This window comes from Pseudomonas sp. RGM 3321, from assembly GCF_022836805.1.
Lineage (GTDB): Bacteria > Pseudomonadota > Gammaproteobacteria > Pseudomonadales > Pseudomonadaceae > Aquipseudomonas.
Genome location: NZ_JALHBH010000111.1, coordinates 54043 through 69990 on the forward strand (window position 1 = coordinate 54043; position 15948 = coordinate 69990).

13 protein-coding genes are annotated in these 15948 nt (G+C 57.9%); 2 read left to right on the forward strand and 11 right to left on the reverse strand.

From position 1 onward, the window contains the following. Positions 1-35: 35 nt before the first annotated feature. From RGM3321_RS15045 to RGM3321_RS15060, 4 genes are read right to left on the reverse strand one after another with little or no spacing between them, the layout of a single operon-like run. Entirely contained in the window at positions 36-1217 is a 1182-nt protein-coding gene (locus RGM3321_RS15045; RefSeq protein WP_244393717.1) for an acyl-CoA dehydrogenase family protein, read from the reverse strand. Beyond that, complete coding sequence (locus RGM3321_RS15050) at positions 1210-2241, reverse strand: class I SAM-dependent methyltransferase (RefSeq protein ID WP_244393718.1); 1032 nt, start codon at positions 2239-2241, stop codon at positions 1210-1212. The genes RGM3321_RS15045 and RGM3321_RS15050 overlap by 8 nt, the downstream gene beginning before the upstream one ends. 16 nt (positions 2242-2257) lie before the next feature. Further along, the gene (locus tag RGM3321_RS15055) at positions 2258-3799 is read right to left on the reverse strand and encodes a class I adenylate-forming enzyme family protein (RefSeq protein WP_244393719.1); all 1542 of its coding nucleotides are present in this window, start codon (positions 3797-3799) and stop codon (positions 2258-2260) included. A gap of 34 nt (positions 3800-3833) precedes the next feature. After that, positions 3834-4514, reverse strand: a complete 681-nt coding sequence (locus RGM3321_RS15060) for a class I SAM-dependent methyltransferase (protein ID WP_244393720.1) — start codon at positions 4512-4514, stop codon at positions 3834-3836. A 471-nt stretch (positions 4515-4985) separates the two neighbouring features. Here RGM3321_RS15060 and RGM3321_RS15065 point away from each other — a divergent pair, with 471 nt between their 5' ends. Beyond that, positions 4986-6239 (forward strand): lipase family protein, encoded by a 1254-nt coding sequence (locus RGM3321_RS15065; protein WP_244393721.1) that lies wholly within the window; start codon positions 4986-4988, stop codon positions 6237-6239. Between the two features lie 143 nt (positions 6240-6382). Here the strand turns inward: RGM3321_RS15065 and RGM3321_RS15070 are convergent, their stop codons facing one another. The 4 genes from RGM3321_RS15070 to RGM3321_RS15085 form a co-directional block, all read right to left on the reverse strand. Then, complete coding sequence (locus RGM3321_RS15070) at positions 6383-7165, reverse strand: MetQ/NlpA family ABC transporter substrate-binding protein (protein WP_244393722.1); 783 nt, start codon at positions 7163-7165, stop codon at positions 6383-6385. Between the two features lie 170 nt (positions 7166-7335). Then, a complete protein-coding gene (locus RGM3321_RS15075) occupies positions 7336-8286 on the reverse strand; it encodes a sigma 54-interacting transcriptional regulator (protein ID WP_244393723.1) in 951 nt (316 codons plus the stop codon). Between the two features lie 81 nt (positions 8287-8367). Next, on the reverse strand, positions 8368-8949 hold the full coding sequence (locus RGM3321_RS15080) for an alpha/beta hydrolase (protein WP_244393724.1): 582 nt from the start codon (positions 8947-8949) through the stop codon (positions 8368-8370). A gap of 215 nt (positions 8950-9164) precedes the next feature. Beyond that, positions 9165-10448, reverse strand: a complete 1284-nt coding sequence (locus RGM3321_RS15085) for an MFS transporter (protein ID WP_244393802.1) — start codon at positions 10446-10448, stop codon at positions 9165-9167. Between the two features lie 637 nt (positions 10449-11085). On the opposite strand from RGM3321_RS15085, the gene RGM3321_RS15090 reads away from it, so the two are divergent. Continuing rightward, positions 11086-12078: an AraC family transcriptional regulator gene (locus RGM3321_RS15090; RefSeq protein WP_244393725.1), complete on the forward strand. Its 993-nt coding sequence runs from the start codon at positions 11086-11088 to the stop codon at positions 12076-12078. A 48-nt stretch (positions 12079-12126) separates the two neighbouring features. Here RGM3321_RS15090 and RGM3321_RS15095 read toward each other — a convergent pair whose 3' ends face one another. Genes RGM3321_RS15095 through pepP form a run of 3 tightly spaced genes read right to left on the reverse strand, consistent with a single transcriptional unit; the run spans position 12127 to position 15941 of the window. Then, the gene (locus RGM3321_RS15095) at positions 12127-13371 is read right to left on the reverse strand and encodes a 2-octaprenyl-3-methyl-6-methoxy-1,4-benzoquinol hydroxylase (RefSeq protein WP_244393726.1); all 1245 of its coding nucleotides are present in this window, start codon (positions 13369-13371) and stop codon (positions 12127-12129) included. Between the two features lie 51 nt (positions 13372-13422). Further along, on the reverse strand, positions 13423-14610 hold the full coding sequence (ubiH, locus tag RGM3321_RS15100; protein WP_244393727.1) for a 2-octaprenyl-6-methoxyphenyl hydroxylase: 1188 nt from the start codon (positions 14608-14610) through the stop codon (positions 13423-13425). After that, positions 14607-15941 (reverse strand): Xaa-Pro aminopeptidase, encoded by a 1335-nt coding sequence (pepP, locus tag RGM3321_RS15105; RefSeq protein WP_244393728.1) that lies wholly within the window; start codon positions 15939-15941, stop codon positions 14607-14609. Before pepP ends, ubiH begins: the two co-directional genes overlap by 4 nt. Between the last annotated feature and the right edge of the window lie 7 nt (positions 15942-15948).

A 15948-nucleotide genomic window follows, 5' to 3' on the forward strand; every position in this document is an offset into this window, starting at 1 on the left:
TGAAACCTCTCTGAAATAGCCGATTGGAAAGCAAATCAGGTCTTTTGGGCGTTGACAGTGACAGGTCGCAGAATGTCATCGCCACAGGCCTGCATCGTTTCGTTCCAGGCCACGTCACGGTGCGCGGCCATTGCCTGGATATCACGCCAGTGACGCTGCAGCGGGTTACTTGTTACAAGCGAGGACGCACCGAGCCGTTCCACTAAACGGCGTACAGCCTGCACGCACTGTTGCGCCAGATAGGCGCGGTCGCGTTTGAGCTTCAACAATTGATCCGCGTCCAGCGCCTGGTCATTGATACCCGCCTCATGCAACCGGGTGATCAACGAGTCATACATCAGCTCAGCGCTGTATAGCTGCGCAGCCGAGTGGGCAGCCTGTTCGGCGATCCTGGGATCACTAACCGTTGGTGAACTGTTGAAAGCAGCTACAAACGCTGCAAGGGCACCCTCTGCACAGCCCAGTAGCGGGCCAATTATCGAGGTGGTCAGATAGGGCACGAGGGGCAACTTGTCGATGTAGTCGCACGCCAACGCTAGCGGGTCCTGCGCAAACACTTTATGCAGCGCGAAGACGCGATCATGCGGCACCAACAACCGATGAAGCCGCACGTCGTGGGAGCCTGTTGCCGCCATACCCCAGCTATCCCAAGTGTGAAGCCTCTCAACGTCATTAGCAGCAATCAGCACCATGAAACGCGGCGTATAGGCGGCTTCCGGGTGGTTGGCGCAGGGGGCGTTGAGCATCAACCAGGTAGCATCCTCAATGCCTGAACTGAAGCGCCACCGGCCTTCCACCCGAACACCTTCAAGCTCAAAGGACAGCAGGCTGTCGGTACTGGTGGAAGCCGAGGCGAAGAGCTGTCGTGGGCCATGGCTGTAAAGCTGATCTACGCAGGCGGGGGGCAGTCGCCGTGCGATTGAGCCATGACCACCCACTAGCGCCAGCATCCAGCCTGTCGAGGCACACGCCCGAGCGGCAATCCGCGCGCTTTCTACCAGCGTGGGCCAGTGACCGGTACTTGTGACAGGCGCCCGTGGCGACACCAGATCCAGCCAGCCTCCGGCAAACAGTTCGTCGAATGTGTTGCTGCTCAGCCGGCGAGTTTTTTCGGCCGCAACCGCCCGCTCTCGCCACAAAGGCAGGTGCTCGACTGCCCGCTGACACATCGAGAACGATGCGTTGCGCTGGAACGTTTGCTCGGCAGGATCAAGCATCACCAAACTCCACGAAACCGTTTTGCAAAGGAGCTATGGCGCCAAGACGCGAACGTTCAAAGCAAAGGTCCGCTGGCTGTATTGTCGGGCCCAGCAGCTCCAGGAACTGTTCGATCTGTCCCGGATCGTCCGAGGCAACGAACTCACAGAAGTTACTACTGCTCCAAAGCAGGTGCACACAGTTGAAGCGAGCGGACAGGGCGCTCACCAATTCCTCCAGTGTGACCTGGCCATTTTGCATTTGCTCGAGCATCTGCTGGCGCTTCCAGCGGATTTCCTCTTCGCTGAAATAGCGGGTCTTGAACTGCTCATCCTTGATCCGCTCGCGCAGCAGATATTCTTCCGGATCGGGGTGGTTGAGCTTCTCCAGAAAAAACACCAGACCGCCCGGTTTTAGAAATTGTTTTATATGGTTGATTTGGCCAATGCGGTCACGGCTATAGAACTGGAACGCGGCCATCTCATAAATGAAGTCGAATCCCTCCCTGAAACGATCATATTCGGGGGTCCGCAACAGAGTTCTTGTTACCTTGAACACCGACTGCGCAAAGAATAGCGACAGCGCCGGGTTGCCATGTTGATTGAAGGCTATCTGATTGGCCCCGTTCGGAGAGGACGTAAAGCTTTGAATCAGGCCGTGCGAATGGCCAGCCAGCGCGCGGCCGTTACTTCCATCAAAGGCGTCCACTTCAAACAGGCTGAAGGTTTGACCTGTTTCGCTGCTATTGAGCTGAGCAAAGCGGGTTAACGCAACGCCGACCCTGGCCAGTTCCTCGAGAATGTAGGGCACGCTGGCCAGAAAATGGGAGAATAATGGTCCGGCGCCTGTGATGAGTCGATCGTGGTAATCAAGGACTTGCGGGTCCTGGATCTCGCTCAGTAGATGACTGTCCAGGGACTGCAAGGGCACTTGAGTGGCACCTGTTGCCAGACTGTGGAAGTGTCCTGCGAGTTTCAGCATCGCACTCTGTTGCAAGTCTCGGTCGAGGGACGTGTCGTCCTTCGGCTGGAGTGACGTCTTCATGGCATAGCTCCTACTATCAGATCAGTCCTTTGGCGGAAAACTTGCCGGAATCGGTTTTTGGCAGGACCTCAAGGAACACGCACTGGGTCGGCACCATGTGCCAATCCAGATGCGCCTTGCAGTAGTCGATCAGCGCCTGGCCGCTTGTCTGGCGGTGATCGATATCGAGCACGATGCAAGCCTTGGGCACATGCCCGGCCGACTCGTCAGCGACCGGCACCACCAGCACCTCGGCAACCGCCGGGTGCGAGGCCAGGCACTGCTCGATCTCCCGCGGGTTGACGTTCCAGATATTGCGCGCAAATACGTCGTCCTTGCGGGCAACATAGTAGAGATAGCCCTCTGCGTCCTGCTTGAACAGATCGCCCGTGCGATACAGCCGCGAGTGACCGAAAGTATCGTAAACAAAGGCTCTGGCATTCGCTTCAGGCATGTTCCAGTACTCAAGCATCAGGTAGTCGCTTGCCACCAGTAACTCGCCAACCTGCCCAGGCTGGTCGATAACCCGGTCTTGCTCGTCCAGCAAGTACAGACTGACACCGGGCAGAGGTTTGCCTACAGACGTTGGCCGGCGATCAATTTCTTCGGGGGGCAGGTAGCTCACGCGCTTGCATTCAGTGAGTCCGTAGTTGGAGAAAATCTGCACCTGAGGCAACGCTTGGCGAATGCGCTGAATGTGGCGACTATAAAGGGCCTGTCCGCTGCTGGAGATATAACGCAAGCCTGGTACCCGCGCCTGCCACTCCGGCCCAGCACTGGCCAGCAGGAAAAACACCGGTGGAAAGACATGCATTGCGGTAACCGCCTCGCGTTCGACCACCGCGAGTACTTCTTCTGCGCTACCTGCAGGCCGACTCTCAATGACGCTGGTGGCCCCTGCGTACAGCGGCATCATCACGTTATAAACGCCGTAATCCGATGCCAGTGTCGAGTAACTGAGAATACGGTCGTCGGCATCGTTACCCAGGTACGCGGTGACCCGACTGCTGGCTGCCAGCATGATACGGTGATTGACGAGTACACCTTTAGGATTGAAGGTCGATCCTGAGGTATAAAATATCGATGTGGGACGTTCAGCGTCATCGGCCAATGATGAGGCTGCGGCACTCGCTTCATCGCGGTACCGTGCCACAGCATCGGCAAGCTGAATAACGCGAGGTATCAATGTTGAAAGGGGGACGGTGAGCAAAACAAACTCGAGACCAGCCTCATCAATCAAGCCGGGCAGATCATCAGCGCAGTCAGTGATCAGCACCCGGACCCCCGAATGCTTGAGCTGATGAACCAGCTTGGCACGACTGAGGGTGTGATGAGTCGCAGCGGTGATCACTCCAGCTTGCAGCAGGCCCAGATAGCTCGCGATCAGGTCGATGGAAATTGGCGCGTATAGACCCACACGGTCGCCCGGGAGGATGCCAAGCATTGGCAGCACCGACGCTATGTCATCTGCCCGCTTTTGCAATTCCCGATAAGAAGTCGCTTGCCCATCCAGAATGATGGCCGGTTTGGTCGGGTATCTACTGGCGTTATGTGCGATGACCTGATGAAATAACTGCATCGTTTAGTGTCCTTTCAAGCGAAACTTCCTGACGTTACTTACGTTTCTGCGCACACACCGATACATAAGTACCCTGCCATGTATAAGGTTCTATTGGCAGGCTGCCGGAATCGGTCAATGGCCAACTTTGCTTGTCAAAGAATTTATTAAAATCAACGATATCGAAGCCGCTCAGCCACCGATCGAAAAAGCCTTCGCTGTCCTGAATGGAGAGCCCGGCTTCCTTATCCCAGATGAACGGCTCTCCGGTGGCTTGAAAAAATCGAGTCAGGTCGGACAACAGATCAAGAAAGACATACCCGCCGGGTTTCACTGCACTAATTATTTTCGGCATGACCTGCTGGAGCTCATCTTTCGTGAAAAAGTGGAGCACTTCGGAACATACAAGTACGTCATAACATTCAGGGGCGGGCGTGTAGTTAAGAATATCCGCCTGCTGAAAGTTCAGGTCTTTTAGCCATGGATTGAGCTGGCGGCTATGCACCGTGCTGTCAACCATGTCCACGCCACTCAGGCTGTAGCCTTTATGCGCCAGAGCAGTAAGGTTACGCCCGTCTCCGCAGCCCAGCTCAAGCGCGTGACCCGGCCCCTCAGGCAAGTGTGATAAAAACTGTTTGAACTCCCCTCGCAACTCGCCAAACAATGTGCCACTGCCACATGCACTGTACTCGCTGTCGTACCATTTTTTTAGAACGGAACTGTCCACTACTTTCATAGTTATTCTCTGTTAATTTTAGAGATCAACGCGCAACACATTGCTTCACGCAACGGGCACGACCAATAAACACCAGAGATGAAGTTACGGGCTGGGAAGCGCTGTAGCGATTGCAGGATGACGCTCGGGGCAACAAGGCATAATGAAAGTCCATTTTATTATTAGTCGTATGGCATCCGTTTCAAACAGCGTTTTAAAACGGGTTGCAGCGGAGCAAAATATTTACACCCGACCTGAATATTTGTCAAGGCAAATCACGGTATTGGATCCGATATTTTGTAACCATAAAGTGACAACTTTCATCCCCATGGAAGTCGTGATTCCGTCGCATGAATAATATGGCAGGCTCGCTCACATCGCGCGGTTCATGCACTGCACCGACTCGATTCGGTGACGCTGGCATTTTAAACGGTTTACTATCAACGACTAACACTGGCGCAACCTCTCCCAAGCGTTTGCAGAGAAATACTGATGCACTCATCACCAAGATTCTCCGCCGTTCTGGCCACGCTGCTGATGGCTCTGCTCACAGGTTGCAGCGGAACGCCAGATACTCCCAGGCAAGCTGTCGCCGCTACCCGGCCAGGCGAAGGCGGTGTTCCCGCATTTTACACATGGCCGGATAAAGTGCCGTCGACACCGGGCCAACTGCTGCGCTCGGAACCGCTGACGGCCACGCAGAGCCTTGAGAAGGCCGGACAGAATGTCCGCATCCTGTACACCTCGACAGACGGGCTCAACAACCAGAGAGTCGCAGTGTCAGGTGCTCTGTTCATGCCCAAGGGTGAGCCGCCAAAGGGCGGATGGCCGCTGATGGCGTGGGCACATGGCACGGTTGGTAGCGCGGACATCTGTGCGCCTTCCTTTGCCGGGCGCAGTGATCGCGACACGCGCTATCTGAATGAATGGCTCGGGCGTGGCTATGCGATTGTGGCTACTGATTATCAAGGTTTGGGCACGCCGGGGCTGCACCCGTTCGGGCTGAGCAGTCCGCTGGCGTATGGTGTGCTCGACAGCATTCGTGCGGTTCAGAAGGCGGACTTCAATCTGTCTTCGCAGGTCGTTGTGTTCGGGCAGTCGCAAGGTGGCCGCGCCGCTTTCGCAACAGCCGTCTACCAGAAGACTTATGCGCCCGAATTGAACATTGTCGGTGTAGTCGCGACCGGCACGCCGTATCCGATGGCTCAAGCGCGTGAGAAACATGCCGGACCGGACACCTTCCGCGATCAGGTCACGCCATCGCTGGCCTATAACCTGTTGCGACTGAGTACTGCCGCGCTGACCGATCCGTCGCTGCGCCCTGGCGATTACCTGAGCGACCGCGCGAAGCCTGCGTTCGAAACCAGTCAGCGCGAATGCCTGCAAGCCATCGAGCGCAAGGTGGTCGCGGATGGACTGACATTCAACAACAGTTTCAAACGCTCACCCGACAAGGCGCTTGATCAGGTCAATCGCCAATCGGACTACCCGACGTTAAAGTCGGACATTCCGGTTTTTATCGGTACGGGAGGCAAGGATGTCATTTCACCTGTTCGCAGCCAGATCGCGCTGGTGAAAGATGCGTGCAAGGTCGGCGACCGCATCGAGTGGCATTACTATCCGCTGCTGGATCACTCAGGAGCGGTGAATGGCTCTCTGCCGGACTCGACACGTTTTGTCGAGAAAGCGTTTTCGGGGGCGTTTATGGCGGGGAATTGTGGGGCGATGCGGAGCGTCGCACGATAGACGAGATTATCGTTCGGTACGCTCCAGCGTCGGAGTGCCTTGCGTGACGCTCTGCGTCACAAGTCCGCGCCGCGCCACATGCTCGAAAGAGGACGCAGAGCGTCCAGAATGGCATGCGACGCGGAGCGTCGCACGATAGTGGGTCAGAACGCAGGCAGTACCGCGCCGTCGTACTTCTTGTTGATGAAGTCTTTGACTTCCTGGCTGGTCAACGCTTTCGACAGTTTTTCGATGGCGTCGGCGTGAGCGTTGTCTTCGCGGGTGACGAGGAAGTTCACGTACGGCGAATCGGCACCTTCGATGATCAGCGCGTCTTTCTTCGGATTGAGCTTGGCTTCCAGCGCGTAGTTGGTGTTGATCAAGGCAAGGTCAACCTGGCTCAAAGCACGCGGCAGTACAGCTGATTCCAGTTCGCGAAATTTGAATTTCTTCGGGTTGGTTGCGATGTCTTTCGGCGTGGACAGAGCGTTGGTCGGGTCCTTCAGGGTGATCAGGCCACCTTTTTGCAACAGCAGCAGTGCGCGCCCTGCGTTGCTGCCTTCGTTTGGAATAGCAATGGTTGCGCCTTCAGGCAAATCAGCCAGTTTCTTGTACTTGCTGGAGTAGCCGCCGAACGGTTCGACGTGTACGCCCACGCCAGTCACCAGATTGGTGCCTTTGCCCTTGTTGAAGCCATCCAGATAAGGCTTGGTTTGAAAATAGTTGGCATCCAGACGCTTTTCGCTCAATTGAACGTTTGGCTGCACGTAGTCAGTGAAGACCTTGATTTCCAGGTCCACACCTTCTTTGGCCAGGGTCGGCTTGATCAGCTCAAGGATTTCCGCGTGCGGTACGGGCGTCGCGCCAACTACCAGCTTTTCGCCCGCGTGAGCCAGGCCAATCGAAAACACAGCCGCCAGAGCGGTCATCAGAAACGTCTTTTTCATGCAATGTCCTTAGCGAAATCCGAGAGCGTCATCAGAAAATGACGCTTTATTACTCAATGGTTTGCCGTCGCGCGATCCAAACCCTGCGACATCATGCTGACATTACCGAGATTTTATATTCCGATAAAAGACTTTTTAATCGAGTACTTATATCTTTTTTTCTAAAGCCTTCACGCAGGGTTCTGCTCAAGCTGCGATGTCACCGTTTCGAGCAATCGCCGCAGCGCGCAAAGCTGTTCGCGATCCCCGCTGCTGACCAGCAGTTTTGCCTGACGCTCGATCAGCGTCAGCGGCGCGGCAATATCCGGCAGATTGATATCTTCAGCCCGAATTTCATCCCCGCTGCTGACCAGCAGGGCAAAGTGAATGACGTTCTCCAGCTCACGTGTGTTGCCGGGCCAGCTGTGAGCTTCAAGCGTGCGCTGCGCGTCTTCGCTGATAAGTTGCACAGGCAGGCTCAGGCGCTGGCTGTAGATACCGACAAAATATTCGGCCAGCGGCAGGATGTTGCCCGGCTGCTCGCGCAACGCCGGCAAGTCAAGACGCCCCTCGCTCAGGTAGTGATAAAGCCGCTCGTGAAATTTTCCGGCAGCCACCGCCTGTGCCAGATCGATGCTGGTGGCGGCTACTAGGCGCACATCGACCGGGCTCGGCTGGTGCGCGCCAACTCGCGTGACTTCGTGGTTCTCCAGGGCGGCGAGCAGCTTGACCTGAATGGGCAGCGGCAAGTCGCCGATCTCATCCAGATACAAAGTGCCACCGTTGGCCGAGCCAAACCAGCCGGCCCGACTGCTGACCGAACCGCTGTGCGCTCCGGCGGCATAACCGAACAACTCCGCATCGGCGTAAGTCGGACTGATGGCACCGCAGTTGACTGAAACGAACAAGCCCGAGCGATCACTGCCGCGATGAATATGCCGCGCCAGTAATTCCTTGCCGGTCCCGGACTCGCCACGGATCAGTACCGGAAGAGAACGGGGAGCCAGTTGCTCCATTTCTTCACGCAACCGGCGCGAGCGCGGGTCGATGAATACCAGCGCCTTGGCGCGAATGCTCAGTGGGCTTTTTTCCGCATCGGGAAAGGTCAGCAGCGGCTGACCAAAATTTTCGTGAAGGCTCATGACACACTCCCGCCTGAGCCCTTGCGACGGCTCAAGCGTTTAAAAAGACAGGACCCGTTGGGTCGATAAACAAGCTGCCGCTCATGCGCGCCGACGCGCATGCTGCTCCAGACGATTTTGCAGCCGGTACAGGTAAGCGAAGCCCTGCTCCCAGCGTTGATGGCCAGACTTGACGTTGATATGCCCGGCCTGACTCAGAAAACCTAGCTCGGCGCCCCAATGACGCGCCATCTCCATGGCACGCTGGGAGCTGACCGCAGGGTCGTTGTCAGAGCTGACGATCTGCGTCGGAAACGGCAATAGATCAGTAGGGATCGGCGCGAAATTACGCAATGCAGGCGGGCAATTCGGACGCTCGACGTCGGCCGGTGCCACCAGCAGTGCGCCCTGCACCTGACGCAAGGTTTCCAGCGGCGCGAGTCGAGCCCAGTGCGCGACCGTCACGCAACCCAGGCTGTGAGCGATCAGGATCACCGGCGTGCTGTGTGCTGCAATCGTGCGTTGCAACTCGCCCACCCAGTCCTCACGGCGTGGTTTGAGCCAGTCGGCCTGTTCCACGCGCGTGCTGTTGGGCAGGCTGTTTTGCCAGTGGGTCTGCCAATGATCATCAGGCGACCCTTGCCAGCCTGGCACGATCAGATACCGGATCGACTCGTTATGCATGGATTCGCCTCCTGCATGTATGCGTTCATGAGACGAGTATAGGGATGGAAGATATATTCGCTAAGGAATAAGAAGCTATTTATTAATTCCTAAAACGAATATCAGCTATCAGGCAAAAAAAAGAAGCCGCCCCCTGCCTTCGAGGAACGGCCTCTAATAAAAAATCACTTTCAGAGCAGAGAATATCCGCGCTTCGTTACAGGATTACGACGGCCTCAGGTTGCGGGAACAGTTCGAGAACCCGAGTCGCCAATGCTCAGCGCCACGGTCTCGTCGTTCTGCGGCACTTCGCGGGCAACGGTCCACACCACAATGGCGGCGACGATATCGAAAATCGCCAGTACCACGAACAGTGGGCTGTAGCCGATTTTGGTGACCAGCACACCGAACACCATGGTGAACGCTGCAGCGCCCAAAAAACCGAACATACCGCCCATGCCAGTCGCCGTGGCAACCTCGTTTTTGCCGAACGAATCCGAGGTGATCGAGTACAGTGCGCCCGACAGCGTCTGGTGCGCGAAACCACCGATGCACAGCAATGCGATAGCGGTGTAAGGGCTTTCGACCAGTCCGATACAGGCCGGGCCGATCATGAATGAGCAGCCGAACAGCATGACCATCTTGCGGGATGTGAACAGCGAAACCTTGCAGTATTTGTGAAACAGCGGGCTCAGGTAGCCACCCAGGACACAGCCGATATCAGCCGCCAGAAACGGCAGCCAGGCGAACATCGCAACTTCCTTGATGTTCATGTGCCGCTCGGTCATCAGGTACAGCGGGATCCACGCGTTGAAGGTTTGCCAGGCTGGCTCGGACAGGATGCGTGCCGAAGCGATAGCGTAGAAATTGCGGTTCTTGAACAGGCGTTTCCAGCTGCCTCTCTGGGCAGGTGCATCCTTGAGGCGCGATTCCTGGCCGCTGAGGATGTAGTCACGCTCGGCGTCGCCCAGACGCTTCTGGTCCCGCGGGTGCTTGTACAACAGCAGCCATAGCCCGCTCCACACGATGCCAAGACCACCGACAATCAGAAACGCCAGCTCCCAGCCGCTTTGCAGGATGGCCCAGACCACCAGCGGGGGCGCAAGCAATGCGCCGAACGACGAGCCGATGTTGAACCAGCCGATGGCGACTGAACGCTCCTTGGCTGGAAACCATTCGGTCGTGGCTTTGACGCCTGCAGGCAGGCCCGCCGCTTCGGTCAGCCCGAGCATGCCACGGAAGATGGCCAGGCTCTGCCAGCCCGTCGCGAACGCTGCGGCAGCGCAGGCAGCAGACCAGGCAATGGCGAAAATCGCAAAGCCCATCTTGGTGCCGATGGCGTCGATGATGTAGCCCGCCACCGGCTGCATGATGGCGTAGCACAGCTGCCAGGCGACGACGATGTGCGCGTATTGCTCGGTGGAAATGCTCAGCTCGCTCATGAGCGTCGGCGCTGCGACGGACAGCGTGTTGCGTGCAAGGTAGTTGACAACCAGGCCAGCTGTTACCAGCCCCACCATCCACCACCGAATGCCTTTTATTTTCATCTCTTCACCCCGTTTATTTTTAGATTGGCGATGAGCGTCCCGCGGCCATGACCGTGAGGCGGCTGGTTTTATGTAACTTCAGGTTACGGGCTTTTCAGGCAAGATTATCGAGGGAGTTCGCCGATAATCATGCGAAAAAGTCGACAAAACGGGGGATATGAACTTTTTTATTGCCTGAGAAATCAGACTGGTCATGGACTTGTTACTCTTTGAATTATTTTTGTGGTTGTAATTTTTTGCAAGTCTTAGGTTGTCGTACAACATGGCGCATTTATAGTCATTTGCCATGCCAGTGTCAAATGACATAAACGCCAGGCCTCCGCTGAAAAAGGGTTAGCGGAGGTTTACTGGGAAGGCTCTGATTTTTTGTTATACGACAACCGCTTGATCGAAGCGTGTTCATAGTCCGCTTTGACCTATTCAGCGCTGCCCGACGCTCTCCCGAGCGTGGCGATTGCCGTCCGATGGCAAGAAACGCATCTAAAGACTTGCACAACTGTCACAAAAGCTTTCATTCTTGGTCACGGCGTCAGGCAAGGGAAATGCCCCCGTGAAACCTTGTCGGCACAGCCCGACGCTGAATCACCTCATGTCAGGGAGAGGCGTCCACATGCCTGAGCCAAGCAGTCTCGCCAGTTGGACCCCTGCACTGCGCAAGCAGCTCGATGCCTTGGGCGTGGATAGCAACGTGTTGTGCCAGAGCGCGGGCATAGATCCGAATATGCTGGATGATCCCGGAGCACAGTTTCCCTCAGACATCACCGCCGCACTCTGGCAGCGCGCGGTACAGGCCTGCCTCGATCCAACCCTGGGTTTGCGTGTCTCGCGCTTTGTCAGCCCCACGTCGTTCCACGCGCTGGGCTATACGCTGGTGGCCAGCGGTTCACTGCGTGAGGTTTTCGAGCGCATCGTACGTTACCGCTCAATGGCCGAGGACTCTCTGGAGCTGGACTTCAGAACGGTGGGCGAGCGCTATGAATTCCGCTTCGGCACGCCGAAATCGTGTCAATTGCCCGCTCATGAGTTGCTGGATGCATTCGCCGCCATTTATGTGCGTACCTGCCGCAACCGGTTAGGCAGAGGCTACGCGCCGCTGGCGGTGCATCTGCGACGTCCCGCACCTGATAATCCACAGCCTTGGCAGGATCTGTTCCGCTCGCCGGTAATGTTTGCGGCGCAGGAGAACTTGCTGGAATTTGGCGGCGATCAGTTCGACAGCCACCTGGATGACGGCCCGGTACAGGTAAACGGGCAGGAATCCAGGGGCGATCCGTTACCTTCGCTGATCTGGGAACAGCGCGTGCGCTCGGCCATCGAAACCCTTCTGCCGGATGGCGAGCCCACCGCAAAAACCATCGCCGAAGCCCTGCACCTGAGCACGCGCAGTTTGCAACGCCATCTGGCCGACGAAGGCTGCTGTTACGACCTGCTGCTCAATCAATGCCGCCAGAACCTGGCATTGCTGCACATGAACGACCCGCAAAGCTCGCTGAGCGAAATCGCCTACCTGCTGGGCTTTACCGACACAACCAGCCTGAGCCGCGCCTTCAAACGCTGGACCGGACTGACACCGGGGCAGTATCGCAACGGATTGGTGCGCTGAGCATGAGGAACGATCATCAACTATCGTGCCCACGCTCCGCATCCGACGCTATAGGGTAGTGGTCGGCTCAATCCGCGCCAGCTCAGGCAAATCTCCCGACAACCCTAACGCTTCGCGCACGAACAGTGCCTTGGCTTCGGGCATCCGGTTGACCATTTTCAAACCGGTATTACGCAACCAGCGCAGTGGCAATTGGTTGGCCTGAAACAGCCGTTCGAAGCCTTCCATTGCGGCCATCAATGCCAGGTTGTGCGGCATGCGACGACGCTCGTAGCGGCCCAGCACACGCAGGTCAGACCAGCGTTCGCCACGCCCGGCAGCGTGGGTCAGGACTTGCGCCAGCACGGCGGCGTCGAGAAAGCCGAGGTTCACGCCCTGCCCGGCCAGCGGGTGAATGGTGTGCGCTGCATCGCCAATCAGCGCCAACCCCCTGGCAACGTAACGCTTGGCGTGACGCTGACGCAGTGGCACACACACGCGCTCATCGGCTGACAGTACCTGACCCAGACGGCCCTCGAATGCCTGCTCCAGTTCACGACAGAACAAGTCATCTTCCAGCACCATCAGGCGCTCGGCTTCAGCCGGTGTCACTGACCAGACAATAGAGCACCAGTGCTCGCCCTCGCCCTCGCGCTCCAGAGGCAGAAAAGCCAAGGGGCCGTCGTCGGTAAAACGCTGCCAGGCAGTTTTCCTGTGGGAATCAGCGGTACGCACACTGGTGACGATGGCGTGATGCAGGTAATCCCACTCACGGGTCGGCGTTTCAGTCAGGCGGCGCACGGCGGAATTGGCACCATCGGCCGCCACCACCAGCGGTGCGCGCAACTGGCGACCGTCGGCCAGGGTCAGCAGCCAGTCATCTCCGGAGTGGCGCATCTGCTCAAGCCGCGCATTGGCCAGTAAGCCGATGTCGCTGTCATGCAGGCGGTCGAGCAACGCATCCTGCACCACACGATTCTCGACGATATGGCCCAGCACATCAGCGTGCACGCTGGAGGCAGAGAAGTGGATCTGCCCGGTGCCGCTGCCATCCCAGACTTGCATGTGCGCGTACGGGCTGATGCGACGGGCCGCGATGCCTTCCCATACGCCCAGCCGCTGAAGAATTCGCTGACTGGCCGTCGACAAGGCACTGACCCGTGGCTCGAAAGCCGAGTGTTGATCAAAGGGTTTGACGCTCAGCGGCCCACCGTCGACCACCAGCACATCAAGACCGCTGCCCTGCAACGCCAGAGCAAGGGCGCTGCCGACCATTCCGGCTCCGACAATGAGCACATCTGCGCGCGTTTCCATGGTCAAACCGTTCTCGCTTGCGGCCGAAGCCGTGTGTTTAAAGTGTGTGATTCACACATCCGATCGAGTCCCCAGGCCCATCGCCTGACGGGCAAACCAGCGCTTGGCGGCTGGCAACAGGTCCAGGCCCAGCAAACCGAGGTTACGCCCGGTCGCGACCGCAGACTGCGTGCTGCCGAACAGGCGTGTCACCTTGTCGGAGAACCCCACAGTCAGTTGCTGATCCTGGCGCTGACGCTCACGGTAGCGCTGCAGGGTCTGCAAATCACCGAGCGGTGCCTGGCTTTCCAGCAGCGTCTCGGCCAGCGCATCGGCGTCGCGCAGGGAAAGGTTGAAACCCTGCCCGGCGATTGGATGCAGGCTGTGCGCTGCATTCCCCAGAATCACCAGATGCGACCGCACCTGCTCTTCGGCCTCGACCAGTGCCAACGGATAGACATGTCGCGCACCGACCTGACGCAGTGTGCCCAGACGATAACCAAACACACCCTGCAGTTCTTCAAGAAAGCTACGGTCATCCAGCTCGGCAAGACGCTGGGTGTCGTTGCCTGGACGCGTCCAGACCAGCGCACAGCGGTTTTCCGGCAACGGCAACAACGCCATCGGCCCGTCATCGGTGAAACGCTCGAACGCCTGCCCGCAATGCGCTTCGCTTGGCGTGATATTGGCAATCAGCGCACTTTGATCATAGGGCCGCTGCCGCACACCGATGCCCAATTGCTCACGCAGACTGGAACGTCCGCCATCGGCCAGCACGGCAAGATCACAATCCAGTTCGGTTTCATCACTGAGGCTCAGGCGATAACCATCGGCCAGCGGCTGCATGTGCCTGACCTCGGCCGGCACACGCCAACTGACGACATCACGATCCAGCCCCGCCCACAGTGCCTGACCGAGCCAGGCGTTCTCGACTACGTAGCCGAGCGCCGGAACACCCTCTTCGATCGCAGACAAACGGGTAGCGCCGAAGCGCCCACGGTCCGAGACCTGAATTTGCAGAATCGGCTCGGCGCGTCGGGATATCTGCTGCCAGAGGCCAAGCCGTTCATAGATCCGCCGCGCGCCAAACGACAGCGCCGAAGAGCGCGCATCGTAGCTGGGCTGCCAGGCTTCACCCGGCGCAAAGGGTTCGATGAGCACGATTTTCCAGCCGCGTGCCCTGGCACCGGCCTGCAGTGAAAGCGCGAGACTTGCACCCACCAATCCGCCGCCGACGATGGCGATATTAAAGCGGCTCATACGATCTGTGCCTTTGCAGCCGCCATCAGCGCCTCGATCTCGGCGACTGTCTTGGGCACGCCACCGGACAGGATTTCACAGCCCTGCCTGGTTACAACCACGTCGTCTTCGATTCGCACACCAATACCTCGCCATTTCTTCGCGACGTCCAGATTGTCGGGGGATATGTAGATCCCGGGTTCAACAGTCAGCGTCATGCCGACCTCCAGTACACGCCACTCGCCGCCGACCTTGTATTCACCGACGTCGTGTACATCCATGCCCAGCCAGTGACCGGCACGGTGCATGTAAAACATCTTGTAGGCCTCGCTCTCGATCAACTGATCGACGTCGCCTCGCAGCAAACCCAGCTCGACCAGCCCTGCGGTAATCACCTTGACCGTCGCTTCGTGCGCCTGGTTCCAGTGCTTGTCGGGGCCGATGGCCTCGAAAGCCGCATACTGAGACCTGAGCACCAGCTCGTAGATGGCTTTTTGTTCGGGAGAAAACTTGCCGCTCACCGGAAACGTCCGGGTGATGTCGCTGGCATAGCAGTCGATTTCGCAGCCCGCATCGATCAACACCAGATCGCCATCCTTGAGAACGGCGTCGTTCTGCTGGTAATGCAGGATGCAACCGTTGCGCCCCGAGGCCACGATCGAGCCGTAGGCAGGCATCTTCGAACCGCCCCTGCGAAATTCGTAATCCAGCTCGGCTTCCAGACTGAACTCGTGCAGGCCTGCGCGACAGGCCTGCATCGCGCGCACGTGAGCCCGCGCAGAGATGTCCGCCGCGCTACGCATGACTTTGACTTCCGCTGCCGATTTGTACAGGCGCATGTCGTGCAACAGATGATCCAGCGCGACGAATTCCTTGGGAGGCTGGGCACCGAGGTGCGCCTTGGAGCGGATCACGTTGATCCAGTCCATCAGGTGCCGGTCGAATTCAGGGTTGCTGCCCATCGCCGAATACACCCGGTCACGGCCTTCGATGAGGCCCGGCAGAATTTCGTCGATGTCGTTGATCGGGAATGCATCGTCCGCACCGAAATCCCGGATCGCGCCCTCCTGTCCGGCGCGCAGGCCGTCCCACAATTCGCGCTCGGGATTGCGTTCACGGCAGAACAAGACGTACTCGCCATATTCGCGTCCGGGAATCAGCACCACCACCGCTTCAGGCTCGGGAAAACCGCTCAGGTACTGAAAGTCACTGTCCTGCCGGTAGACATGCTCGACATCACGATTGCGAATGGCAACCGCAGCAGCGGGCAGGATGGCAATGCTGTCCGGCTCCATCTGAGCCATCAGAGCCTTGCGGCGGCGGGCGTATTCGGACTTCGGGATCTGAATCATGGGCAGC

Excerpts from the sequence above, each read along its gene's own strand:
- pepP (WP_244393728.1), bottom strand. The coding sequence starts at position 15,941 with ATGATTCAGATCCCGAAGTCCGAATACGCCCGCCGCCGCAAGGCTCTG.
- RGM3321_RS15085 (WP_244393802.1), bottom strand. The coding sequence starts at position 10,448 with ATGGTGGGGCTGGTAACAGCTGGCCTGGTTGTCAACTACCTTGCACGC.
- RGM3321_RS15060 (WP_244393720.1), bottom strand. The coding sequence starts at position 4,514 with ATGAAAGTAGTGGACAGTTCCGTTCTAAAAAAATGGTACGACAGCGAG.
- RGM3321_RS15055 (WP_244393719.1), bottom strand. The coding sequence starts at position 3,799 with ATGCAGTTATTTCATCAGGTCATCGCACATAACGCCAGTAGATACCCG.
- RGM3321_RS15050 (WP_244393718.1), bottom strand. The coding sequence starts at position 2,241 with ATGAAGACGTCACTCCAGCCGAAGGACGACACGTCCCTCGACCGAGAC.
- RGM3321_RS15045 (WP_244393717.1), bottom strand. The coding sequence starts at position 1,217 with ATGCTTGATCCTGCCGAGCAAACGTTCCAGCGCAACGCATCGTTCTCG.
- RGM3321_RS15070 (WP_244393722.1), bottom strand. The coding sequence starts at position 7,165 with ATGAAAAAGACGTTTCTGATGACCGCTCTGGCGGCTGTGTTTTCGATT.
- ubiH (WP_244393727.1), bottom strand. The coding sequence starts at position 14,610 with ATGAGCCGCTTTAATATCGCCATCGTCGGCGGCGGATTGGTGGGTGCA.
- RGM3321_RS15065 (WP_244393721.1), top strand. The coding sequence starts at position 4,986 with ATGCACTCATCACCAAGATTCTCCGCCGTTCTGGCCACGCTGCTGATG.
- RGM3321_RS15080 (WP_244393724.1), bottom strand. The coding sequence starts at position 8,949 with ATGCATAACGAGTCGATCCGGTATCTGATCGTGCCAGGCTGGCAAGGG.
- RGM3321_RS15075 (WP_244393723.1), bottom strand. The coding sequence starts at position 8,286 with ATGAGCCTTCACGAAAATTTTGGTCAGCCGCTGCTGACCTTTCCCGAT.
- RGM3321_RS15090 (WP_244393725.1), top strand. The coding sequence starts at position 11,086 with ATGCCTGAGCCAAGCAGTCTCGCCAGTTGGACCCCTGCACTGCGCAAG.
- RGM3321_RS15095 (WP_244393726.1), bottom strand. The coding sequence starts at position 13,371 with ATGGAAACGCGCGCAGATGTGCTCATTGTCGGAGCCGGAATGGTCGGC.